The following is a 22,462-nucleotide window of genomic DNA, read 5'->3' as shown; positions in this document are numbered from 1 at the left end:
CGAACATCGAAGGACATCCAATCCTAATGACCATCGTCCCTGATACCGAAATCACCAGCATTAAGGCGGTGCTTTCGACGAACCCCGACTGGGGTGGCTGTCACGTCACCGCACATTCCCTCTCCGGCGGCCAGGCCCATAAGAACTACCTCGTCGAGGACGGTTCCCGTCGCTGCGTCGTCAAGCTCTGGAACAACTACTGGGAAACGGTAGGAGTTCTGCCCGCTGCCCACGTGGTTCTGGAAAACACGAGAATTGCCGCCGAGATCGGCGTAGGCGCGCCCGTCATAACAGTCTCAAACGAACCCTTGGCGCTGGCCCTCGACTTTGTTCCGGGAGGCCACCCGAGGCTAAGCGACGACGATGACTCCGTCACCCGACTCGTCCCTGCCCTTCACCGGCTTCATCACTCCGGCCGCCGCTTCCTCAACGACATCAACCCCTTCAACCTGGCCCGACAAAGGATGGAGGCCGCCAGAAGACAAGGTATCGAGCTGCCGCCCGGAACGTCAGCCATCCAGGCCCTGATGGACCGTCTGGAGACCGTCCTGGCCCTGGATCCTTCCCAGTTTGTTCCCTGCCATCTGGACATTTGGGATGCAAACATCATCAAGGACACCTCCTTAATGACCTACAACATTATCGACTGGGACCTCGCCGGCAACTCGGACCCGTGCTACGAGATCGGATTTATTGCAGCGCAAAACGGATTCGGGAAAGACAAGGCACAGGCACTCTTCGAAGCCTACTTCGGCAACACTGACCCAGTAAAAATGGCCCGCGCCAGGCTCTTCATGGCGGTGGCTCATTGGTCCAACAGCGGACTGTGGATCACCGCAATGGGCAACGCCGCACCCAACGACGACGCCGACTACGCAGGGGAACTGCGTACCTGTTGGGAAGGGTTGATCACTGAAATAACAGCCCCTGACTTCCCCGACTTAATAAAGGCAGCCGCAAAACCGGCAGCTCTCGTCTAACAAAACCCCCGCGCGCGTTAGCACCTAACCAGGGCTGGCTCTACGCCAGTCAATACAACTACGCCCTTAAACAGGAAAAGATTTCGGAGCAACAGATGAACGACATCACGCAGCAAGAAGCACACAAAATAGTTGAAGCAGCACGAGAGGCAGCCCTGTCCTCGGAAACCCTGATGAACATTGCCGTGGTAGACGCCGGCGGAAACCTCAAGGCCTTCACCCGCATGGACGGTGCGTGGCTCGGCAGTATCGACATCGCCATCAAAAAGGCACGCACGGCCCGTTACTTCGACATGCCCACCGGAGACATCGGCTCCATCTCGCAGCCCGGCGGACCGCTGTTCAACATCGAAGTATCCAATGGCGGCCTGATCTCCTTTCCCGGAGGCATCCCACTGACCAAAGACGGGGTCACCATCGGCGCCATCGGTGTCAGCGGCAGCACCGTGGAAAACGACCACCTGGTCGCTACTGCCGGCGCCAACGCCCTCTAACCGGTTGCCAGGGCTTACCATCGACCGTCCGACCCCGGCAACACCCACCGACTCATGTTCCGGACTCAAATCCGCACCAACGGCCAAGGACAGCAATGACACTCGAAACAGCCACAGAACCGGCGCCCGACGCGCGCCTTCAGGAAAGCCTCGTTGACCGCCGCGAACGCACCATCGGGCGCCACTCCCCGCTGTTCTATGCCACTCCCCTGGAAATCGTGGTAAGCGAAGGCGTGTGGGTCCACGACGCAACCGGCAAGACCTACCTTGATGTCTACAACAACGTTCCCCACGTCGGACACTCCAACCCTGTCGTCCGCGAAGCAATCACAGCCCAGCTGCAGACCGTCAACCTCCACACGAGGTACCTCAACTCACGCGTCGTTGAGTACGCCGAAAAGCTGCTGGCGCTCTTCGATTCCCCCTTGGAGCGGGTATTTTTCACCAACAGCGGATCGGAAGCAAACGAGCTCGCGCTGCGAATCGCACGGCAACACACCGGCAACACCGGCATCCTTATCTCGGACCACAGCTACCACGGCAACACCACGACCCTTGCCGAATTGACCACCGGCCTCCAGGTCAAAGAACCCCTCGGCGCCCACGTACGCCCCCTTCGTATTCCGGACGCAGCAGGGCTGACACCGGCTAAACGAAAGCGCCTCCTCCAGGAAGCGCTGCGCGACGTCGACGCAGCCATCTCCTCGCTCCAGGCCGAAGGCTACGGAGTCTCAGCCATCCTGTATGACCCGCTGTTCTCAACCGAAGGACTCCTGCAGACCCCCGACGGCTACATAGAGGCAGTCACCGACCGGGTCCGGCCGCCGCATGGACTGATCATCGCGGACGAGGTCCAGTCAGGCTTCGGACGGACCGGCAACCACATGTGGGGCCACCAGGCTTTCGGCACCACCCCTGATCTGGTGACACTTGGCAAGCCGATGGGCAACGGCCACCCCGTAGGCGGCGTCATCACCACACAAGCACTGATGGAGGAATTCGGGGAAAACAACACCTACTTCAACACATTTGCTGGAAACCCCGTCTCGTCCGCAGCCGGTCTTGCTGTGCTGCAGGTCATGGAAGAGAACGGGCTTGTTGAAAATGCGCACCAACTCGGCAAGTTCATCGCTGACGAACTCGCAGCCCTCGCCAAGGGCAACCCCAGGATCAAGAGCGTACGCGGCCGGGGCCTCTTCTTTGGCCTGGAGATCGTCAATCCCGACGATGCGACGCCGGACCCTGCCGCCACCAAGGCACTCACGGAAGAGATGCGTTCCCGCGGCGTTCTCATCGGAAAGATCGGTCGCCACGAAAACGTCCTCAAAATGAGGCCACCGCTCGTCTTCGAACTCAAGGACGCCCAACACATGATCGAGCAACTCCGCCTGTCACTGGCAACCCGCAATAGCCCAACTGATCAAAACCAACGGTGACCATCCGGATCTGCACGGAACAACAACTAACCACTCAATGAGGAGAATGCCATGAACACCACACCCGTCCTGACCGAGGGCTCCGTTGCTGCCCGGACCATCTTCAATCCCGCCACCGGTGAACCCGTCGGCGAAGCGCCCGTCCACACAGTCGCGGACCTGCAGCGCGCCATCGACGTGGCCGTTGACGCCCAACCGGCGTGGGCCACACTCGGTCACGAGGCACGGTCCGCCGCACTGCTGAAGGCCGCCGACGCCATCGAAGCCCGCGCGGAAGAACTCGCCCAGCTGCTCTCCCGCGAGCAAGGCAAACCGCTGAACGGCCCCAACGCCCGCTTCGAAGTCGGCGCCTGCGCCGCCTGGCTCCGCGCCGCCGCCGGGACCCCGCTCGAAGCAGAAACCCTGGTCGATGACGGTGAAACCCGTGCCGAACTGCACTACCGGCCCATCGGCGTCGTCGGGGCCATCGGACCATGGAACTGGCCCATGATGATCGTCGTATGGCAGGTCGCCCCCGCGCTGAGAATGGGCAACGCCGTAGTGGTCAAACCCTCCGAATACACCCCGCTCAGCGTGCTTGCCCTCGTCGAAACCATCAACGAAGCCCTGCCATCCGGTCTCCTCACCGTGGTCTCCGGCGGCCGCGACGTCGGCGAAGCCCTCGCCTCCCACCCCGCCATCGGGAAGGTCATGTTTACCGGCTCCACCGCCACGGGCAAAGCGATCATCAAGTCCTCCGCGGACACCGTCAAGCGGCTCACCCTGGAACTGGGAGGAAACGACGCCGGCATCGTCCTGCCCGACGCTGACCCGAAGGCCATCGCCGAAGGTCTGTTCTGGGGTGCCTTCATCAACACCGGCCAAACCTGCGCTGCCCTGAAACGCCTCTACGTCCACGACGACATCTACGACGCCGTCTGCGACGAACTCACCAACGTGGCCAAGGCCATGCCAATGGGTAACGGCCTGGACGAAAACAACGTCCTGGGACCGCTGCAGAACAAGGCACAGTACGAGATCGTCGCGAACCTCGTGGAGGCCGCCAAAGCGTCCGGGGCCCGCGTCCTCCTCGGCGGCAACCCGGACACTGACCAGCCCGGCTACTTCTACCCCACCACCCTTGTGGCCGACATCGACAACGACAACCCGCTCGTCGCCGAAGAACAATTCGGCCCCGCCCTGCCCATCATCCGCTACAGCACCATCGACGAAGCAATCGAGAAAGCCAACGCCCTCGACGTCGGCCTCGGCGCCTCCGTCTGGTCCTCCGACCCGGCAACGGCACGTGACGTCGCAACGCGCATCCAGGCCGGCACCGTCTGGATCAACAAGCACGGCGCCGTCGACCCACGTATCCCTTTCGGTGGCGCAAAACAATCCGGCTACGGGCTCGAATTCGGCGTCGAAGGACTCAAACACCTCGGCGTGCCCCAGGTCATCAACGGCTGAAACACCACTGACCGGTGGGGGCACCGCCGCGAGCGGTGCCCCCACCGCGGAAGGCCAAGGCTGAGGGCCACCTGCTTGATACAGCTACCGGTAGTGCCAAGCGATATTGCGGAGGATTCCATGAACCGCCACACCCATGCAGTTGAAGTAGAGGACTGGTCCATGCTCCAGACCGGCGACAGGGTCGCCGTTTCAGAAGACCTCTTCTACCAGGACGGGCTCCAAGTAGAAGAAACAGCAGCAGACATCGGCGTGATCTGGGTCCGCAGACTCTCCAGTGGTGACCGCCAGCTCCTCAGCGTCGGGACCCACAGAATCTGGCATCTCGGCACCGAAGACATCTGATCCGCCGGTTCAACAGCAAGAACACAAACGAAGGAACACAGCCTCATGGCCCATACAGTCCAAGCAGTAGTGGTTAAGGAAAAGAACGCTCCGGTGTCGCTGGAGACCATCCTGGTGCCGGATCCGGGCCCGGGGGAGGCGCTCGTGGACATCCTGACCTGCGGTGTCTGCCACACGGACCTGCACTACAAGCAGGGCGGCATCGGCGATGATTTCCCGTACCTGCTGGGCCATGAGGCCACCGGCGTTGTCAGCGCCGTCGGCCCGGACGTCACCTCGGTGGCCCCCGGCGACCGGGTCATCCTGAACTGGCGCGCGGTGTGCGGCCAGTGCCGGGCGTGCGCCAAGGGCCAGCCGCAGTACTGCTTCAACACCCACAACGCCACCCAGAAGATGACCCTGGAGGACGGAACGGTCCTCTCTCCCGCCCTGGGCATCGGTGCCTTCGCTGAAAAGACGCTGGTGGCCGCGGGGCAGTGCACCAAGGTGGACCCCGACGTCGACGCGGCCGCGGTGGGCCTGCTGGGCTGCGGCATCATGGCCGGCATCGGTGCCGCTATCAACACCGGCGAGGTCAAGCGCGGCGAGTCCGTGGCAGTGATCGGCTGCGGCGGCGTGGGCATCGCCGCGATCGCCGGCGCGAAGCTGGCGGGTGCGACGACGATCATCGCCGTTGACATAGACGACAACAAGATTGAGATGGCCAAGTCCCTCGGCGCCACCCATGGCGTGAACTCCAAGCAGGAGGACGCGGTGGAGGCCATCCGCGCCCTCACCGGAGGCAACGGCGCCGACGTGGTGATTGACGCCGTCGGCCGTCCCGAAACGTACAAGCAGGCGTTCTACGCCCGCGACCTTGCTTACCGCGTGGTCCTGGTGGGTGTGCCGACGCCGGAGATGACGCTGGAACTGCCGCTGCTGGATGTCTTTGGCCGCGGCGGGTCGCTGAAGTCCTCCTGGTACGGGGACTGCCTGCCCTCCCGGGACTTCCCGATGCTGGTGTCCCACTACAAGCAGGGCAACCTGGACCTGGACGCGTTCGTGTCCGAGCGCATCACCATCGACCAGGTGGAGGAGGCCTTCGGACGGATGCATGAGGGCAAAGTGCTGCGCTCTGTCGTCGAGGTCCAGCCGGCGGGGGCGCGGGCATGAGCGCCACCATTGAGAACCTGGTTACCTCGGGCACGTTCTCGCTCGACGGCGGCACCTGGGATGTGGACAACAACGTCTGGATCGTGGGCAACGACGAGGAATGCGTCATCATCGATGCGCCCCACGACGCCGCCGCGATCATCAACCAGGTCCGCAGCCGCAAGGTCAAGGCCATCCTGCTGACCCACGCGCACAACGACCACATCGGTGCCGCCCGGGAGGTCGCAGACGCGCTGGGAGCACCGATCCTCCTGAACCAGGAGGACCTGGTGCTGTGGGAGCAGGTCTACCCTGACGCCAAGCCGGACCGCTACCACTCCGACGGGGACGTGTTCGAGGTGGGCGGGGCAACGCTGAAGGCCATCCACACGCCCGGCCACTCCCCGGGATCCACCTGCTTCTACCTCGAAAGCGAAGGGACCGTGTTCACCGGGGACACGCTGTTCAACGGCGGCCCGGGTGCCACCGGCCGGTCCTACAGCGACTACCCCACCATCCTGAAGTCCATCCGCGAACGCCTGCTGACGCTCCCGGCTCAGACCGTGGTCCGCACCGGCCACGGCGACAACACCACCATCGCCGCAGAGCAGGAAACGCTGGCGAAGGTCCCGCAGTAGCGGCAGGAACGACGCAATAAGCCAGTGAAAAGCGAGCCGTGAACATCCGGCGCGCGCTTTTCAAAGACACCACGAGGGCGACCCACGCGTCAGGAGCTGTACCCGCCGAGGTCTTCGCCGAACGACAGTGCCATTGTTCCGCTGCGTTTTAGGGCGTCTATCACCACAGCCGGCTCGATGGCCTGGGCCCGGGCGGCCCATTCTGAGCCTTTCAGGTATGTGGAAAGTGCGGCGCGGCTGGGAAAGACGGCATCGACAACAAGCTGGAAGTCACCGGCGAGGACCGCGGCGTACCGGACTGACGGGGAAGGAAGCATTTCCGCTTCCACGCGGTCCAGTTCCGGAAACGGCACTTTGACCCATAGGAGCACCTCTACCGGCAATCCGAGCAGCGCAGGCTCGAAGACTGCACGGATGAACAGTGTCCCCTCGCGCCGCATCCGCTCCACCCTGCGCTGGGTCGTCTGCACCGAGAGTCCCGTGATGCGCGCCAGTTCCTCGTAACTGGCGCGGCCATCGCGTTCCAGTGCCCTGAGAAGTTGCCGGTCCTCTTTGCCCAGTTGCTCCACGTGTTCCAGGGCGGTCGGTGCCTCCGAGTAGCGGGTTCCGCCCATCACCTCAATTTCTTCCGGCGTCAGGACGCCGGGATTCCACTGGTGCATCGTTCTGGGATAGCTGAGGACGGGATACGTGGCGGCCGATCTAACGCCCGGGATGCTCCCTATGTCCCGGATCAACAGTTCTGCAAACTTGGAAGCAGGGCTGGAAAGCTCCGCCGCGCAATCCGCGGAACCGGTGAGGATGTAGGTGTACAAGGTCTCCGGCCGCCGCGCGAGGGCGGCAGCGGCGATGACGGCCGCGCCGGGATTGCAGGCAACCTTCAGCACAAACTGTTCCAGATGCCTGAAGCGGCTCGGATTGGGCAACGCGCGTATCCGCACCCGCCCGTCCCGTAGGAGCTCGGAGCCCCTCCGCGCCACCGTCCGTTCAGCCTCGCCCAACGCCGCGGCCACTTTCGCCCATGAAGCGCGCCCGTCAACCTGCAGGGCGCCGACAATCCGTTGGTCGAGCTCGTCCAGCACATCCATGTCCCGCTCCTGTCACGACGTCATCGTCACCTCCGATTCTAGACTTCCCGCCACACTTTTGGCTGATTCTTCCACTTATCTCGAAAATTGTTGCCGGAAACACGTGACGCAGCACACGATTGTTGACGAAATCAACACCGACCGAAGGAAAAGCAATGTCAGAGACTGTGGCAACTACGCGTCAGGGGGCAGTACGCGGCGTCATCAAGGACGGCACCATCAGCTGGCGCGGGATCCGGTACGCCTCTCCCCCGACGGGGCCCCTGCGGTGGCTGGCTCCCCAGCCACCAGAGCATTGGGAGGGCATCCTGGATGTGGACCGGTTTCCCACGCGCGCCCCGCAAGTGCTCGCCACCGAGCTCGTCCCGCCTGGCGGGGCAACGCCGTCGGACGATGACTCGCCCATGGGTGAGGACTGCCTCTTCCTCAATATCACCGCACAGGCCCAACCGACGGACTCGCCCTGCCCGGTTCTGGTCTGGTTCCACGGCGGCGGATACACCTGGGGATCAGGAGCCAACTTCATCGGCGACGGGACGGCCCTAGCCCTCGAAGGCATCATCGTGGTCACCGTCAACTACCGGCTGGGGGCCCTCGGCTTCCTGAAGCTGGACCACCTCCTTGGAGAGCAGTACGCCTCGTCCGCAAACGCAGGGTTGCTGGACCAGATCGCTGCGCTGAAATGGGTCCGGGACAACGTGGCCGCATTCGGGGGCGATCCTTCGCGCATCACCATCGCCGGCGTTTCCGCCGGGGCCAAAAGTGTGGCTAATCTAATGGCCTCGCCAATGGCCGAAGGTCTGTTCCAGCGCGGAATTATCCAAAGTGGCGGTGAGCATCTCAACACCCCGGACACCGCTGAACAGGTCACCCTCGGGCTGCTTCGCACCCTGGGCCTTAGCCCGGCGAACGCCGCAGAGCTCCTGACAATGCCCGTTGACGTCATCCTCGCCGCGCAGCAGGAGATTGCCGCCGGGGTCCGGGCAACCTGGGTCTGGCGCCCAACCGTTGATGGGACAGTCCTCCCCGAAGCCCCCGTCCACGCCTTCGCCAAGGGCCTTGCCAAGGGGATCAACATCATGGTAAGCGTGACAGCCAACGAGGCCGGGAGCTATGACCTCGCCGACCCGAGTGCATCGGAACAGTCACCACGCGTTCTCCGTGAAATCTTTGGCGACGAAGGGGAGCACGTGCTGGATACCTACCGATGCACATTCCCGGGGGCGGACGAGCGCCAACTTCACTGCACTGTCATGGCGGACGAACGGTACGGCATCCCCACCATTCGGCTGCTCGACAGCCAGTCCGACAATGCGTCCTGCTGGCGCTACCGCTTCGATGCCCCCAGCCCCGGCTACCCAAAGGAGAAGTGGGGGTTCCATGGAGCCGATGTTCCCTTCGTTTGGGACATTGGACTCGAGGGGGCAGATCCGGCATTGCAGACTCTGGCATCAGGAATCCGGCAGGCGTGGACAAGCTTCATCCACCACGGAAAACCCGAAAGCGCCGATCTGCCCTTCTGGCCGGAATACCGGCAAACAGAACGCTGGACAATGTTGCTGAACACCACCCCGACAGTGGTCCCGGACCCCCGGCAGCAACAACGGCAGGCATGGGAAACGGCAAAGTGGCAACCCGACACCTGGTGGACATTCCCCGCCCTGCACCCAACCAACACCACCACCGACGAGTGAAAGAGTCCGTACAATGACGTACACCCACAACACCGCTTCTGAAGGCACCGGGGACCTGCCAACCACCCTCTACAAAAAGCTCGCCTGGCGAATCCTGCCCCTGGCCTCCATCTGCTACGCCGTAGCCATCATCGACCGGGTCAACATCGGCTTCGCCAAACTCGAAATGAGTGCCGACATCGGGCTCTCGGCCGCGGCCTACGGCCTCGGCGCGGGCATCTTCTTCCTCGCCTATATCTTCTTTGAAGTGCCCAGCAACATGATCCTCGAACGCGTCGGCGCAAAAGTTTGGATCGCCCGCATCATGGTCACCTGGGGCGTCGTCACCATCGCTACCGGCTTCGTCCAAAACACTGAACAGTTCTACACTGCCCGGGTCTTCCTGGGCATCGCAGAAGCGGGCTTTTACCCAGGCATGGTCTACTTCCTGTCCCAGTGGTTCCCACGAAAACGCCTCGCCCAGGCCCTGGCACTGCTGGTCATCGCAGGACCCATCGGCAGCATGTTCGTCGGCCCCCTGTCCGGCTGGGTCATGTCCAGCCTGGGGGGACTCGCCGGTATGGCAGGCTGGCAGTGGCTCTTCATAATCCAGGGCATCCCGGCCGCCCTCCTTGGCATTATCTTCTTCTTTTCCGTCACCAGCACGCCGAAGGACGCCGCCTGGCTCACCACGGAGGAAAAGGTTGCCATCGCGGCAAGCCTCGGCCCCGCCGGCGCACGTGAAAAGGCCTCAAAACAGTTCAAGAAGGCCGTCACCAACAAAAGGATCTGGCTCCTCGGCTTTATCCTGGCAGCCAACTACATTGGCATCTACGCCGTCGTGTTCTGGATACCCACCATCATCAAAAACACCGGAGTGACCGATGTCATGACGATCGGGTACCTGTCCTCGGTCCCGTTCGCAGTCGCTGTCGTGGCGACCATCGCCCTTGGCATCTACTGCGACAGCAGCCAGGCACACCGGCGGGTACTGGTCACGGGCATGGTACTGGCCGCACTGGGACTCGTCGCCAGCGTGGCCACCGGCGACCAGCTAGCCCCCACCCTTATCGGCATCTCACTTGCCAGTGCGCTCTTCACCGCAACCGGCCCCATCATCTGGGCAGTCACCAACCTCCAGCTCAAGGGCATGACGGCGGCCGCCGCGGGCATCGCGCTTATCAACACCGTGGGATCCATAGGGTCCTTCCTTGGCCCCTACGTCATGGGGCTCGGCCAGGACTGGACCGGCAATGTCATCGTTCCCCTCCTGTTCATCGCAGGCGTGGCGGTAGCCGGGGCACTGGCTGCCCTTGCCATCCCCAGCACCCGGACGAACCCGGAACACATCGACGAAGGGCGTGACACCGCCCTGGAACCGGCACCTCAAGGGAAAGCAGGTGTCCAGTAGTGAGCACCCTTTCCGAGACAGTCCGGACCGTGATGGCGGCCTACAACAACCGGAACCCGGAACCCCTGATTTCCACTTTCCACGACGACGTTCAATACACCATCGTCGAACTCGACAGGACATACCGAGGCCTCGAGGAAGTCAGCGCCCTGGCCCGCAAGGGGCGGGACAAACCCGGTTTCACCTGCAGGAAGTCACATCGCACGGGCCGTTGATCGCCTTCACCTATGACCACCACAACCCTCTTGCCGGAATGAGCTACCACGGCCCAGGACTGGCCGTCCAAAAGTACGACGACGGGCGGCTGCTCGCACAATGGGCTTATAGAGCCTGAAAACCAAACAAAGGACGACGGCGGGATTCCCGCCGTCGTCCTTTGCCATCCTGATCACTGTTATCGCAGCAGCCCCGAGCAAATAGGCCCGAAGACCTGCTGCTGTCAAGCAAACTTAGGGAATACGGGCCCATCCGCAGGCAGTACGAGTCGATCCGCGGCCGTAAGTGTGGACAGTCTCCACACCTCCAAATCGGGGTGATAGTGACGTGCTGGGGCTGACGGAATCTTCACTGCGGGAGGTGGAAGGCTAGCCAAGCTGTTTGTGTATGGCTGATCCGTCGCCGTGGAAGATCAGGATTCGGCTGTGGCCGTCGATCCAGACCCAGAAGTAACTGGCATCCTCACTGATTTCGTCTACGCTGCCGTGTTCGGGTGCGAATCCACTCCTTTTGACGATGATTCTGTCGCCGGGGTTGAGGTGTATCCAGTTGTGATAGCTCAGGGGGTGGGCTCCGGCTGTGACCGTTGGCAGATCGGCCATTTGTAGTTCGGCAATCATCGTTGCTCCTTTCGTAAGTTGCTTCCAGCATGTCGCGGTGCTTCGGTTCGGACGCTTCAGGACCTGGCTGCCACATTGGTAAGCAGAGTTCCTTGGCGAGTACGGATATAGGGAAACGGGGCGTGCATTGTGCACGCCCCGTCCATTTCCTTTAGTACTGCTAGGTCAGTTCTGGGGTACTCCCTACATGCTTCGGGGCTGGGGACTCCTGCTCGGGGGCGTTGACTTCGCTGTCCTGGAGACGGGCCTTTTTCTGAAGCCGCTTTGCCCATGCTGAGGTCACGATCGGGCAGAGCACAGCGGAGACGACGACTGATGCTGCGACGAGGACGGTGGCGTGGTCAGCGGCCGGGGCGTAGACGGGGTTGGCTGTGGCGATGATGGCAGGGACAAGCGCTGCGTTGCCGGCTGTGGTTGCTGCCGCGAGGCCGGCTACGCCATCGCCGCCGGTGAGTTTGTCGGCGAGGAGCAGCACTGCTCCGCCGACGAAGACCACGAACAGGCCGAGGGCGATGCCGAGCAGGCCCGCTTCTACGACGGCGTTGAGGTTGATGGTCAGGCCGAGGGCTAGTCCCAGGAACGGCACCATGGCCGGTACCAGCGGGGCCAGGAGATGCCGCATGTTTTTATCGAGGTTCCCGAGGAGCATGCCCAGTGCCAGCGGGAGGATGGCGCCGACGAGTGCCTGCCAGGGGAATGCGGACAGGCCGGCGATGCCCAGGGTGACCATGGTCAGGAATGGGCCGGATTCCAGGGACAGGATGGAGTAGGCGCCGGCGTCGCGTTTGCGGCCGAACTGGCCCATGAGGGAGATGTAGAGCCCGCCGTTGGTGTCGTTCAGGGCAGCGACGAGTGCGAGGGTGGACAGGCCGGCGAGAATTCCGGAGTCGATGGGGGCCTCGCCGAGGAAGCGGCCTGCGATGACGCCGATGAGGATCGCGAAGAGAATTTTTGAGCCGAGGAGCACTCCGCCCTTTTTGAGGATGTAGGGCGTGGATTTGACCTCGAGTGTGGCGCCGAGGCAGACGAAGAACACGGCCAGCAGCGGAGCCAGGCCGGTGAAGAAGGCCCCTGTGAAGGAGCCAAAGAACTTACCTGCGTCCGGGGCCAGGGTATGAATGACGGCACCGATGCCGAGGGGCACCAGCATCATCCCGCCGGGGACCTTCTCCAGAGCTTTCTTGATGGGAATCGACATTGATTTCTCCTATTGAACAGCTGAGTGGTTGGGAACTGCGGTTCGGACCGTCAGTTCCGTTGCTTGTGGGGTTAGCCGAGGCCAGGGATGAGCAGGACTTTGCAGGCGTCGCCGGTGAGAAGCTCCACGGCGTCGTCAATTTCGCTGAGCTTCTTGCGGTGGGTGATGAGCCAGTCGAGCTCGAGCTTTCCGGAGTCCAGCAGCAACAGGCTTTGTTCCCAGGTTTCCCAGAGCCTGCGGCCGAAGATGCCGCGCAGGGTGATGCCCTTTTTGTTGATGTAGGCGGCGATGTCGACCTCGGCCGGGCGGCTGGGGTGTCCGACGGTGATGACGGTAGCTTCCCGGCGCACGGCTTCGAAGAGAGCGGTCAGGGTACCGGGGGCTCCGGAGCATTCGAAGGCGACGTCGAAGCCGCCGCGCCGCCCGGTCAGTTCACGGCAGCGCTCGACAATGCCGTCGTTCGGGTGCAGGGCAGTCGCTCCGAGCTTTTCGGCTTGTGCGCGGCGGTAGGGGTTGGGGTCGACGGCGATGACGTGGGAGGCGCCCATGAGCAGTGCCAGGTTCACGACGACGAGCCCGACCGGGCCTGCGCCGCTGACGAGCACTGCCCGGCCTGCGACGGAGTAGTTGGCGCGCTGGATGGCGTGGACGGCGACGCCGGCGGCTTCGAGCAGGGCCCCGGATTCGAGGGACAGGCCGGTGGGGAGCTTGACGCAGATGTCCTGCGGGACGGCGGCGTATTCGGCGAAGACACCGTCGATGTGCATGCCGAGGATGCCGGTGCGTTCGCAGGTATGGGCGTCGCCGGTGCGGCAGGGGAAGCACTGGCCGCAGGTCAGGTGGCTTTCGAGGGCGACCTGGTCACCGACGTTTAGGCCGGTGACGCCGGGGCCGACCTCGACGATGGTTCCTGCGCCTTCGTGGCCGAGGATGACCGGGAGGTTGAGGTTAAAGGCCTGGGCTGAGGGGGTCCATTCGTAGAGTTCGCGGTCGGTGCCGCACAGGGAGGCCGCGCCGACTTCGATGACGACGGAACCTTCTGTTGCCTTGGGGTCGCCGGCGTCGGTGACGTAAGTGACGCCTCGTTCGGCTGCGTTTTTGACTACTGCCCGCATGGGGGCCGCCTTTCGTTGGTTCTTGATGCGTGGAAGAAAAGTTTGGGGTGTTAGCTGGGGAGCTGGTAAGCGAAGCCGCGCAGGATGTCGGTGGGTCCGACCTGTCCGCCTTTGAGCAGCAGCCGGCATCCGCCGACGGCGGAGGCACCATCGGCGCGAAGGATGGGGCCGGCGGTGACGAACTGGTCGGAGACCCGCAGTTGGCGGACGCCCATGGCGATGAGGGCGTGGCTGGAGGTATCGCCGCCACAGACGGCGATGTCCCGGGTGAGTCCGGCATCGGCCATGCGGGCGGCAAGGCCGCCGATCAAGGTGCCGACGTAGCCGGCGTCCACTGGGGTGCTTGCCCCGTAGCGTGGGTCTGCCGCGCCGCGGGTGGTGTGAACGACGACGTTGCGCCCGGCCCGGAGCGCGGCGGAAACCCGCTCGTCCAGGGCGGCAATCAGGGCGGTGTCGTCGCGCTGCAGCAGCTCGGCAGGGACCGGGACGTCCTCCCAGCCATGGGAGGTTGCGTCGTTGATCTGCTCCGCTGTGGTGCTGGAGGCTGAGGCGCTGACGGCCAGTACCGGTCCCGAGGGCTTCTGCGGGCCGGGGTTGCGTGCGGCCTGCTCCGAGATGGACCGGGCCAGCGCGGCCATGATGCCACCGGATCCGACCACGATCGAGGGACCGTGACCGTGTTCCTCGCGGGTGAGCGCTTCTGCGACGGCGTCCATGTGGTGTTCGTCGACGGCGTCGACCACGAAGGCCTGCGCCCCGGGTTCCCGCCGCCGGTCCGCCCAGGCGTCCTTGAAGGTTCCGTCGTCATAAGCCGGCAGATGGATGGCCCCCGGTACCTTGTCGCCGCCGAGCTGTTCGGCCAGGACCTGACGCAGGTCCGCTTCGGACATGGGCGTGGAAGGGTGGCGGGACATGACCGGGTGACGGTCCAGACGGTAGATCTGGCCGGCGTAGGTTGCGTAGTGGTTGCTGAAAGCGGTGTATCGGCCGAAAGCGGGTTGGGCTGGCACTACCGGGATTGGTCCGTGCAGCGGGAACTGCTCGTGGAGCAGTTGGATACCGCGGCCGATGCTCCCGATGGTGGTGGAGCTGTCGAAGGTGGAGCAGACCTTGTAGAGCAGTACCTCCAGGTTCAGCGTGGCGATGCCTGCAAGGTCGCGGGTGACAAGGTTGTCGAAGGCTGTGCCGGACAGGGAACGGGCCGGCCCGGCGAACCCGACGACGTCGGTGTCCGTGGGCAGTGGGGCGTCCCCGATGACCAGCGCGGCTTCGAGCCCATAACGGTGGGCTTGGGCGAGGACATCGGCGGCTCCGGTGAGGTCGTCGGCGACAAAACCGAAAGCGGGCATCTCAGGCACCTTTCGCAAATGTCTGGACTGCGTGCAGGAGAGCCTCGTCCCCCGTGTGGGCGAGCGTGTCCGCTGCGCTCTGCAGCGGCACTCCGTCTACGGCTGCTTCCCAGGCCTGGCGAAGGCTCTGGACCCCGGCTCCTGGTCCGTCCGGGTGGGCAGCGACCCCGCCTCCGGCAAGCATCATCAGGTCGGTGGATCCTACTGCTTCGAATGTGGGCCCCGGGGTGGTGACGTTCTGCCCGGACGACAACACGGGCAGCGGTGCGATGGTCTGTCCGAGAGGGGCGAGCAGGCTGCGGATGTTAGAGGCCACTTCTTCGTCGAGTTCGTAGAACTTGCTGCCCAGTCCGCTGGCGTGCAGGTGGTCGGCGACGGCCAGGCGGGCCATTTGCTGCCAGACCTGGTAATCCATGCCGAGGGCCTTGGACCTCATGGAGGCCGCGAGACCGGCCCGGTGGCCGTGGATGGGAACCTCGGCGAAGCTGCGCAGCATTGCCAGGGCGGGCAGCCCCATGACAGGGATGTTCAGCATTACGCAGCGGCCGCCGGCCTCGACGACCAGGTCGTGGCGTTTTTGCAGGCCTGCGAGGTCACCGGTGATGTTGAAGGCGTACATGGTTGAGTGGCCGGTGACCTGCTCGGCGGCCCGGATCTCTTCGGTGGCGACTGCGACCCTGCGTTCCAGCGGCAGATAGGCCGGGTCAGTCATGAGTTCATCGTCCTTGATCAGGTCGATGGACGCCATGGCCAGGTCCCGGACAACCAGTCGGAATTCCTCTTCGGAAAGCCCGACGTTGGGCTTGACGATGGTGCCGACCAGGACGCCCTGGACGTCGCTGATGAGTTTGCGGGTCCCCTCGATACCGAAGGCGGGGCCGGGGTGGGCGGCGATGAAGTCCTCCGGCAGCTGGATGTCCTGAAGGCGGCAGGCGTATAGGTCGCCGAGTTCGAAGAGATTGCCTGCGATGGCTGTCTGCAGCGTTGCCAGGTCGGTGCCGACGTTCTCCATGGGGAAATCAACGGTGACCAGTGCTGCGCGGACCTTTTCCGGGTTCGCCCGTGATGGCAGGGAGGGGCGGCAAAAGCCGAGTTCCTGGACATCCGATATCCGTGCGGCGTGCCGTTCCCGGATCCGGGCGGATTCGCCCGGCACGGGCAGGAAGGTGCCGCTCGACTGTTCGTAAGCCATGATGGCGGCGGCCTTTTCCGGGTCAATTTCAGATTCTAGATAGTAGGTGCAACGCACCGAGCGCGGGTCACGCATGGAACTCTCCAATGTGGGGTTTTGAAACTTACGTATCCGACTGTCACCTGCAGGTACTTTCACTTCGCTCACGCGCCGATGACGGCTCAAGCAGGTGACTCGGGACTTCGCTTCACGGCATCTTCTGTGATTCGGGAACAAAGTTGTACGTACCTTTGATACGTACAATAATAGGTGGTGCGGATCACGTCAAGGCCGCCCCACCACACTGAACCGCCGCCGCGCAACCAACGTGAGGGCTAAGATGTGCACAGCGACAGAGGAGCCAATGTGAGCGTGGAATCAACAGAGTCAGCGGCGGAGCAGGCGGGACGCAGCAGCCCTCTGAACCGGGAAGGCGGGGGCCCTCTCCACGCCCAAATCCGGGACATCCTGCACCGGCAAATCGTGGACATGGGACTTTCCCCAGGCTCTTCGCTACCCACCGAAGAGGAACTGCAAAGACAGTTCGGCGTCTCCCGCAGCGTGGTACGCCAGGCGTTGTCCGGCCTCGCTGACCTGGGCCTGATTCGCCGCCAGCGCGGCCGCGGCAGCGTCGTAGCCGCTACACCAGTCCTCCGCCGGCATGTCCAGCGCGCGGGTGGCCTGGACGAACAGGCCGCAGCACACGGCCAGCGCCTGCGCACCCACGTCCTCACCGTGGAACCGGCCGAGCCTCCCTGGTAAGGCATCGAGGCCCTCAACACCACCAACACCTGGAAAATCGAACGGGTCCGCTACCTCGACGACCTTCCCGTGGCATTCATGCGGACCTGGGTCCCTCGCGACTTCTTCCCGCACTTCACCGTCGAACTGCTGGAAGATGCGTCTCTGTTGAGCCTGATGCGGGACCACGGCTACCACCCCGCCGGCGGACCCCGCCAAGTACAGGCAGTCTCAGCGGATACCGACGTGGCCGGGAAGCTCAACATCAACACGCGCGAACCGCTGCTGCTGCTTCAAGGCGTTACCCGCGACGCTCTCGGCCATGGCCTCGAGTGGTTCAACGTCTGGCACAGCCCCAACACGGTTTTCGATGTCGACGCACAAGTTACAACCCAGCCCGGAGGCGTCTCCCAAGAGCACATCCGCCGCCTTCGGACCCTGACCCAGCAACTGGAATCTGAACTATCAGATCTTGAGCGAGGGGCACACTAAAGGCTGCGATGCCGCCGCACAGAGTCACCTCTTGGCGGAAACGTTGAAATCCGACACCCCGCGGGAGCGCAACTGCCCAACAAACAAAGTTGCGGGATACTTGCCGCGCCTCGCGCCCGTGTGTACCAATTCCCGCGGTTTCGAGACTCTTGGGGCGCAGGCTTCAACGGGCGCTTCATTCTCCGTGCCGGTCTTCTGCGTGTCGCCGACGCGACGCTCCAGTGCACCCGGAACCGAATGCAGCTCAAACGCGACGACGGCCTGGGCTTGAGGTGCCTGAAAGCGTGTCGCAACACGGCGCTTGTGCCAGCGACCTCTATCGCCTCCAGAAAAGGCCTAGTCATGCACCACACATCGGACCGGCAGCCAGAAAGCTACGGCACGTTGCAGAGTCGGCGGCAGCATGCAGCCCTACACGGGGCGGCCGGATGCTACTTATCAATGTCGGGCGGACACCCGAAGCGGGAAAATGTTAAGCTTCGTCAACACTACTGGGGCCAATAGGCACTTGACCTGGGAAAACACTGTGCCCGAGGTGGGACTCGAACTACATTCCAGCCCTTGTAAACACTAGGAACCCGCGAAAACATGCGGAATCCGAAGCATTTCGCGGGCGGTACGAGGCACTCCGCTACGAAAAGTGTGGACATTGTCCACACCCACCACTGGGGCCAATTTCTCGAACTCGGCTGGTCCTCTTCTGGGCGAATTCGTGCACCGATCACCACCCCCCCTAGCTGCGAAAACGATGGGCGGGCCACGAACTCGGACGCCAGCATAGTGGTTCTGAAGGGCCCGATAGCTGGGCGCGTCCTCCGCGCAACCAGGGCGCTTCCGCGCCGTCCGCGGCAACCGGAAACTTCCCCCCAACCTGACTGCTCCTTCAGCCGAACGAAGTTTGCGGGCCCGACGCCGGTTGCCCAAGTTGCACTCCAGCTCCCCTCAACCCAGCAACTGCTCCCCTTTTAGAACGACGAACCAACTCAACGACCAGAGCGATATCAGGACGCCAAGGCCGCCACACCAAACTGCACGAGTACATGCATTGGTACAACACCGAAAGAATTTCCACGAAGCTCAAGGGTTTGAGCCCGGTACAGTATTGTGCTCAGTTGCTCGCCGCATAGGTCCACTGGCAGCCATCCCTATGGGACGACTCAAAGTCAGGTGCGCGGTCGACGCCCGGCAGCTACCGATGTCAAGACAAGAGGTGAAAGACTCCAGACATGGCGAATGCTCAGCATGGTGCGATGTCCAACGAACAGGGATTCCGGAAATACATCTTGGTTTTGCAGTGGCCAGCAACATCTGAGAATGACTTTGATGCGCTTATCTCGATGGAGGATCTGCTTCAGTCTGATCTTCCGGATGAATGCGGCGTCGTAGACGGGCACGACTTTGGCGCCGGCGAGATGAACATCTTCATTGAAACCGACCGACCACTGGAAGCCTTTGATCACGCGAGGACATCGCTGAGCACTGACAAGCGATGGGCCAGCGTACGGGCGGCATACAGGCCGGTAGATGAACAACGTTATATAGTCCTTTGGCCGAAGGCGCTTGAAGTGTTCTCAGTGTCATGATGCCAGCAGTGGAATTTACCGATTGCGACGGTGCGGCGTCCGGTGAAGGATCCTCTACCGAGCGCACTCGGTACCAAGCGGATAGGCCCTCTAGCGATTCACTCGAGCCGCGACCCTGAGGGGCGGGAGGGCTCGTTGCCGTTCAACCTTTTGTCGCTGTTGCGAGACGAAACGGCTATCGCCATAGTAAAGACCACGACGCAGGCTACAGGCACGGCCAACGCATCGGGAGCTATCGGGCTGAAGTTTCTGACTATCCATGCGACACCCGACCCAAGCGGGATCGCCGCAACCAGCCATAACCAATTCATCCAGCGCGGCGGGACTTTCCGTTCTTCCAGGTTCCCCATTGCCGAAGCATAATCCCGCCTCCAGCGGAATTCCCAGCTGCTTTCTTACTGGAACCAAACTGATACCAAGCCAATCCGGGCTGAGATTCGAAGTAGGCCACCGTCCGGTGGAGGATCCTAAACGGCAAGAGCTTAACGAAGAAGTCCCCGTCCGAGTGAACTGCTCCCCGGAAGTTGGACTGAGAAATTCAGTTCCGACTTCCGGGGAGCAGTTTTATGCATGCACGTAGTTCGTTGTCTGAGTTTCAGCGTGATGCCGCTGTATCGTGGTTTGAGAAGGGCATCGCGGATAGTGCGGCAGCGACGTTGCTGGGGGTGTCCCGCCCGCCGGTAAGGGTTCTCTATCGGCGGTGGAAGATCCATGGTCGAGGAGCGCTGGTGGCCAAGCCGACGAAACAGGTGTACTCGTTCGAATTCAAGCTCGCGCTGGTTGAACGGTTTATCGCCGGTGAGACTGCCCCGGATCTCGCGGCGGAGGTTGGTTTGTCCTCGCCCACGCTACTGAAGACGTGGGTCCGTGCGTATCGCCGCGAGGGCCCGGACGCGTTGCGGTCCAAGCCCAAGGGCAGGCCTAAGGCACCCCGGTGCCGCGCAGCCGGCCGAGGTATCGGAACTGGAGCGGTTGCGGCGGGAGAACGAACGGTTGCGGGCGGAAGTGGCTTACCTGGGAAAATTACGGGCCTTGAGGGCGCAGGAACGACGGTGAAGGTCCAAGCCCTCATCGCCCTCAAGGCTGACTTCCCGCTTCCGGTCCTGCTGCAGGCAGCAGCTCAGGTCCACGTTTTTCTATCATCAGGCGCGCATCCAGGGCGCTGATCCGCAGGAGTCCATCAAGGCCGCTGTCAGGGAAATTTTCGAGAAGAACCATGGCCGGTACGGGCACCGGCGAGTCCACACCGAGATGGTCAAGCAAGGGTGGACGGTCGCGAAAAAGACCGTTCTGAAGCTCATGCGGTCCCTGGCCCTGGTGTGCAAGGTCCGGCGGAAGAAGCGTTACAACTCCTACCAGGGCGAGCAGGGCCGGGTTGCTCCGAACGTGTTGAACCGGGAATTCGAGGCTGATGCCCCGAACCGGAAGTGGGTAACGGATGTGACGGAGTTCAGCGTGGGCGACCGTAAGCTCTATCTCTCGCCGGTCATGGATCTTTTCGACCGGCAGATCATCTCCTACTCGATCAGCCCGTCTCCAACTCTGGAACTCACCAACAGTTCGCTGCGCCAGGCCCTTGCCTGCCTTGAGGAAGGTCAGCAGCCGCTCGTGCATTCGGACAGTGAGACTGTCCGTACCGGTATTCCCGGACGGTCCTTGACTCGCACAGTGATGGATGCGACAGGATACTGGTGCCGAGTGCGCCCCCGGGGTTCTTGACTCTCACTCCGATCGACAGCTTTTTGTCTTTCCCCGGATCTGTCAGTCCCCGAGGCGTACCCGGTGAGGCGCTACGCCTCGCCGCCGGAGTGACCTAAGGAGAGCCTGCGCCAAGGGTGCTCATCACTGTCTTGTCCGCCGGTCGGTCGACGCGCGGGGCCGTGCCCCTTGCACACCGGATGGACCGGAGGAAAACGACATGACCAGAACTCCCGCAACCAGCGACGCGGACGAGGCACCGACACCTGTCTTCGCCGGCGTCGACACACACAAAGAACTCCACGTCGCCGCCGTCATCGACGCGGGAGAAACAGTGTTGGGCACCAGGAGCTTCCCAACAACACGCACCGGCTACCGGGCGATGCTCGCCTGGATCGGTGAGTTCGGTGACCTGGCCCGGATCGGAGTCGAAGGCACCGGATCCTACGGTGCCGGCCTGACCCGACACCTCGCCAAAGCCGGCGTCATGATCCTGGAGGTCGACCGGCCTGACCGCTCCGATCGCCGCCGCAAAGGCAAGGACGACGATCTGGACGCGATCAATGCAGCCCGCGCCGCACTGCATGGTAAGCGCACCAGCATCCCAAAAAGCAAGGACGGAGCCGTCGAAGCCCTGCGCGTGCTGCGCGTCACCCGCGCCCACGCGGTCCGGGAGCGCCGCAGCACCCTGCAGCTCCTTCGGATGTCGATCGTCTCCGCTCCGGAGGTACTTCGCGACCAAGTCCGCCACCTGACCCGGATGCAGCTCATTCGTACCCTGGCTGCATGGCGGCCTGACGTATCAAACGCGACCGACCCCGTCACCGCATACCGGGTCTCGATGAAGTCCCTGGCCCGCCGCTACCTGGAACTCACCGACGAGATAACCGATCTGGACGAGCTCATCAACCCCATCGTCGAAGCCCTCGCACCCAAACTCCTCGAACGCGTCGGAATCGGCATTGAAGTCGCCGGACAGTTCCTCGTGACGGCCGGTGACAACCCCGAACGGATGAAATCCGAAGCCGCATTCGCAATGCTCTGCGGCGTTTCACCGCTGCCCGCGTCCTCTGGAATGACACAACGGCACCGACTCAACCGCGGCGGCGACCGCCAAGCCAACCGCGCCCTGCACCTCGCGGTTATCAGCCGGATAAGGATCGACCCAAGAACGCAGGCATACGTGGCGAAAAAGACCGCCGAGGGGCACTCTAAGATGGAGATCATCCGCTGCCTGAAGCGGTACCTCGCCCACGAGGTCTACTTCGTTCTCAACCCCGGCCGCCAGCACATCGTCCCGAACACCAGACGACACCGAAACGCCGCTTGACACTTAGGAGAGCATCCAGGGATTCCAGTACCAGCACACCTTGTGGCGAAAACTCTTACAGGGATCCGGCGCGAGCCAGTCGATGTCACGCAAGGGCAAGTGCTACGACAACGCCGTGATGGAAAACTTCTTCGGCCACCTCAAGGAAGAGCTCTTCCATCACGTGCGATACCTCAGCACCGACGCCTTGACAGCGGCACTGCATGAATACATCCGCTGGTACAACACCGAAAGAATCTCGACAAAGCTCAAGGGCCTGAGCCCGGTGCAATACCGGACCCAGGCCCTCGCGGCTTAGGCTCTT

The 22,462-nt window shown here is 62.9% G+C and carries 22 protein-coding genes and 2 pseudogenes; 18 read left to right on the top strand and 6 right to left on the bottom strand.

The genetic code is table 11. From position 1 onward, the window contains the following. The first annotated feature begins 26 nt into the window (after positions 1-26). The 7 genes from NMQ03_RS09675 (at position 27) to NMQ03_RS09645 (ending at position 6,473) form a co-directional block, all read left to right on the top strand. A complete protein-coding gene (locus NMQ03_RS09675; protein ID WP_255175391.1) occupies positions 27-980 on the top strand; it encodes a phosphotransferase in 954 nt (317 codons plus the stop codon). Positions 981-1,075: 95 nt separating this feature from the next. Beyond that, entirely contained in the window at positions 1,076-1,474 is a 399-nt protein-coding gene (locus tag NMQ03_RS09670; protein WP_255175390.1) for a heme-binding protein, read from the top strand. A gap of 95 nt (positions 1,475-1,569) precedes the next feature. Beyond that, positions 1,570-2,910 (top strand): aspartate aminotransferase family protein, encoded by a 1,341-nt coding sequence (locus tag NMQ03_RS09665; RefSeq protein ID WP_255175389.1) that lies wholly within the window; start codon positions 1,570-1,572, stop codon positions 2,908-2,910. Positions 2,911-2,961: 51 nt separating this feature from the next. Then, positions 2,962-4,359 (top strand): aldehyde dehydrogenase family protein, encoded by a 1,398-nt coding sequence (locus NMQ03_RS09660; RefSeq protein WP_255175388.1) that lies wholly within the window; start codon positions 2,962-2,964, stop codon positions 4,357-4,359. Between the two features lie 120 nt (positions 4,360-4,479). After that, a complete protein-coding gene (locus tag NMQ03_RS09655; RefSeq protein WP_255175387.1) occupies positions 4,480-4,704 on the top strand; it encodes a hypothetical protein in 225 nt (74 codons plus the stop codon). 45 nt (positions 4,705-4,749) lie between these two features. Next, positions 4,750-5,856, top strand: coding sequence for an S-(hydroxymethyl)mycothiol dehydrogenase (locus NMQ03_RS09650; protein WP_255175386.1), 1,107 nt, complete (start codon positions 4,750-4,752; stop codon positions 5,854-5,856). Further along, positions 5,853-6,473 (top strand): MBL fold metallo-hydrolase, encoded by a 621-nt coding sequence (locus NMQ03_RS09645; RefSeq protein WP_255175385.1) that lies wholly within the window; start codon positions 5,853-5,855, stop codon positions 6,471-6,473. Before NMQ03_RS09650 ends, NMQ03_RS09645 begins: the two co-directional genes overlap by 4 nt. Positions 6,474-6,562: 89 nt before the next feature. On the opposite strand, the gene NMQ03_RS09640 is transcribed toward NMQ03_RS09645, so the two are convergent. Beyond that, positions 6,563-7,561: an Lrp/AsnC family transcriptional regulator gene (locus NMQ03_RS09640; protein ID WP_255175384.1), complete on the bottom strand. Its 999-nt coding sequence runs from the start codon at positions 7,559-7,561 to the stop codon at positions 6,563-6,565. A 155-nt stretch (positions 7,562-7,716) separates the two neighbouring features. Here NMQ03_RS09640 and NMQ03_RS09635 point away from each other — a divergent pair, with 155 nt between their 5' ends. From NMQ03_RS09635 to NMQ03_RS09625, 3 genes are read left to right on the top strand one after another with little or no spacing between them, the layout of a single operon-like run. Beyond that, entirely contained in the window at positions 7,717-9,255 is a 1,539-nt protein-coding gene (locus NMQ03_RS09635; protein ID WP_255175383.1) for a carboxylesterase/lipase family protein, read from the top strand. Between the two features lie 13 nt (positions 9,256-9,268). Next, positions 9,269-10,645, top strand: coding sequence for an MFS transporter (locus NMQ03_RS09630; RefSeq protein ID WP_255175382.1), 1,377 nt, complete (start codon positions 9,269-9,271; stop codon positions 10,643-10,645). Beyond that, positions 10,645-10,860 carry a hypothetical protein gene (locus NMQ03_RS09625; RefSeq protein ID WP_255175381.1) on the top strand — a complete coding sequence of 72 codons (216 nt, stop codon included), beginning with the start codon at positions 10,645-10,647 and terminating at the stop codon, positions 10,858-10,860. Before NMQ03_RS09630 ends, NMQ03_RS09625 begins: the two co-directional genes overlap by 1 nt. 369 nt (positions 10,861-11,229) lie before the next feature. Here NMQ03_RS09625 and NMQ03_RS09620 read toward each other — a convergent pair whose 3' ends face one another. From NMQ03_RS09620 to NMQ03_RS09600, 5 genes are all read right to left on the bottom strand, one after another. Further along, positions 11,230-11,481 (bottom strand): hypothetical protein, encoded by a 252-nt coding sequence (locus NMQ03_RS09620; RefSeq protein WP_255175380.1) that lies wholly within the window; start codon positions 11,479-11,481, stop codon positions 11,230-11,232. 160 nt (positions 11,482-11,641) lie between these two features. Further along, complete coding sequence (locus tag NMQ03_RS09615) at positions 11,642-12,679, bottom strand: 2-keto-3-deoxygluconate permease (RefSeq protein ID WP_255175379.1); 1,038 nt, start codon at positions 12,677-12,679, stop codon at positions 11,642-11,644. A gap of 71 nt (positions 12,680-12,750) precedes the next feature. Further along, positions 12,751-13,794 (bottom strand): zinc-binding dehydrogenase, encoded by a 1,044-nt coding sequence (locus NMQ03_RS09610; protein ID WP_255175378.1) that lies wholly within the window; start codon positions 13,792-13,794, stop codon positions 12,751-12,753. A gap of 50 nt (positions 13,795-13,844) precedes the next feature. Next, entirely contained in the window at positions 13,845-15,143 is a 1,299-nt protein-coding gene (locus NMQ03_RS09605; RefSeq protein WP_255175377.1) for a four-carbon acid sugar kinase family protein, read from the bottom strand. 1 nt (position 15,144) lies between these two features. Continuing rightward, the gene (locus NMQ03_RS09600) at positions 15,145-16,410 is read right to left on the bottom strand and encodes a RuBisCO large subunit C-terminal-like domain-containing protein (protein WP_255175376.1); all 1,266 of its coding nucleotides are present in this window, start codon (positions 16,408-16,410) and stop codon (positions 15,145-15,147) included. 270 nt (positions 16,411-16,680) lie between these two features. On the opposite strand from NMQ03_RS09600, the gene NMQ03_RS09595 reads away from it, so the two are divergent. The 8 genes and pseudogenes from NMQ03_RS09595 to NMQ03_RS09570 form a co-directional block, all read left to right on the top strand. Beyond that, entirely contained in the window at positions 16,681-17,076 is a 396-nt protein-coding gene (locus tag NMQ03_RS09595) for a GntR family transcriptional regulator (protein ID WP_255175375.1), read from the top strand. Positions 17,077-17,154: 78 nt separating this feature from the next. Beyond that, positions 17,155-17,547 carry a UTRA domain-containing protein gene (locus NMQ03_RS09590; RefSeq protein WP_255175374.1) on the top strand — a complete coding sequence of 131 codons (393 nt, stop codon included), beginning with the start codon at positions 17,155-17,157 and terminating at the stop codon, positions 17,545-17,547. A gap of 1,028 nt (positions 17,548-18,575) precedes the next feature. Beyond that, positions 18,576-18,674: pseudogene (locus tag NMQ03_RS09585) on the top strand (IS3 family transposase); the annotation flags it as partial. A gap of 123 nt (positions 18,675-18,797) precedes the next feature. Continuing rightward, positions 18,798-19,130, top strand: a complete 333-nt coding sequence (locus NMQ03_RS09580; protein ID WP_255175373.1) for a hypothetical protein — start codon at positions 18,798-18,800, stop codon at positions 19,128-19,130. 566 nt (positions 19,131-19,696) lie between these two features. Further along, positions 19,697-20,296 (top strand): helix-turn-helix domain-containing protein, encoded by a 600-nt coding sequence (locus NMQ03_RS21170; protein ID WP_369693214.1) that lies wholly within the window; start codon positions 19,697-19,699, stop codon positions 20,294-20,296. Next, a complete protein-coding gene (locus NMQ03_RS21165; protein ID WP_369693218.1) occupies positions 20,214-20,849 on the top strand; it encodes an IS3 family transposase in 636 nt (211 codons plus the stop codon). Before NMQ03_RS21170 ends, NMQ03_RS21165 begins: the two co-directional genes overlap by 83 nt. A 199-nt stretch (positions 20,850-21,048) precedes the next feature. After that, on the top strand, positions 21,049-22,158 hold the full coding sequence (locus tag NMQ03_RS09575) for an IS110 family transposase (protein WP_255175372.1): 1,110 nt from the start codon (positions 21,049-21,051) through the stop codon (positions 22,156-22,158). Positions 22,159-22,168: 10 nt separating this feature from the next. Further along, positions 22,169-22,456 (top strand): annotated as a pseudogene (locus NMQ03_RS09570) (transposase); the annotation flags it as partial. Positions 22,457-22,462 lie beyond the last annotated feature (6 nt).

The sequence above is a fragment of the Arthrobacter sp. DNA4 genome, from assembly GCF_024362385.1.
Lineage (GTDB): Bacteria > Actinomycetota > Actinomycetes > Actinomycetales > Micrococcaceae > Arthrobacter.
Note: the sequence above shows the minus strand (reverse complement) of the source record. Positions and strands in the feature narration are given on the sequence as shown.

Excerpts from the sequence above, each read along its gene's own strand:
- NMQ03_RS09675 (WP_255175391.1), top strand. The coding sequence starts at position 27 with ATGACCATCGTCCCTGATACCGAAATCACCAGCATTAAGGCGGTGCTT.
- NMQ03_RS09670 (WP_255175390.1), top strand. The coding sequence starts at position 1,076 with ATGAACGACATCACGCAGCAAGAAGCACACAAAATAGTTGAAGCAGCA.
- NMQ03_RS09665 (WP_255175389.1), top strand. The coding sequence starts at position 1,570 with ATGACACTCGAAACAGCCACAGAACCGGCGCCCGACGCGCGCCTTCAG.
- NMQ03_RS09660 (WP_255175388.1), top strand. The coding sequence starts at position 2,962 with ATGAACACCACACCCGTCCTGACCGAGGGCTCCGTTGCTGCCCGGACC.
- NMQ03_RS09655 (WP_255175387.1), top strand. The coding sequence starts at position 4,480 with ATGAACCGCCACACCCATGCAGTTGAAGTAGAGGACTGGTCCATGCTC.
- NMQ03_RS09650 (WP_255175386.1), top strand. The coding sequence starts at position 4,750 with ATGGCCCATACAGTCCAAGCAGTAGTGGTTAAGGAAAAGAACGCTCCG.
- NMQ03_RS09645 (WP_255175385.1), top strand. The coding sequence starts at position 5,853 with ATGAGCGCCACCATTGAGAACCTGGTTACCTCGGGCACGTTCTCGCTC.
- NMQ03_RS09640 (WP_255175384.1), bottom strand. The coding sequence starts at position 7,561 with ATGGATGTGCTGGACGAGCTCGACCAACGGATTGTCGGCGCCCTGCAG.
- NMQ03_RS09635 (WP_255175383.1), top strand. The coding sequence starts at position 7,717 with ATGTCAGAGACTGTGGCAACTACGCGTCAGGGGGCAGTACGCGGCGTC.
- NMQ03_RS09630 (WP_255175382.1), top strand. The coding sequence starts at position 9,269 with ATGACGTACACCCACAACACCGCTTCTGAAGGCACCGGGGACCTGCCA.
- NMQ03_RS09620 (WP_255175380.1), bottom strand. The coding sequence starts at position 11,481 with ATGATTGCCGAACTACAAATGGCCGATCTGCCAACGGTCACAGCCGGA.
- NMQ03_RS09615 (WP_255175379.1), bottom strand. The coding sequence starts at position 12,679 with ATGTCGATTCCCATCAAGAAAGCTCTGGAGAAGGTCCCCGGCGGGATG.
- NMQ03_RS09610 (WP_255175378.1), bottom strand. The coding sequence starts at position 13,794 with ATGCGGGCAGTAGTCAAAAACGCAGCCGAACGAGGCGTCACTTACGTC.
- NMQ03_RS09605 (WP_255175377.1), bottom strand. The coding sequence starts at position 15,143 with ATGCCCGCTTTCGGTTTTGTCGCCGACGACCTCACCGGAGCCGCCGAT.
- NMQ03_RS09600 (WP_255175376.1), bottom strand. The coding sequence starts at position 16,410 with ATGCGTGACCCGCGCTCGGTGCGTTGCACCTACTATCTAGAATCTGAA.
- NMQ03_RS09590 (WP_255175374.1), top strand. The coding sequence starts at position 17,155 with ATGCGGACCTGGGTCCCTCGCGACTTCTTCCCGCACTTCACCGTCGAA.
- NMQ03_RS09580 (WP_255175373.1), top strand. The coding sequence starts at position 18,798 with ATGTCCAACGAACAGGGATTCCGGAAATACATCTTGGTTTTGCAGTGG.
- NMQ03_RS21170 (WP_369693214.1), top strand. The coding sequence starts at position 19,697 with ATGCATGCACGTAGTTCGTTGTCTGAGTTTCAGCGTGATGCCGCTGTA.
- NMQ03_RS09575 (WP_255175372.1), top strand. The coding sequence starts at position 21,049 with ATGACCAGAACTCCCGCAACCAGCGACGCGGACGAGGCACCGACACCT.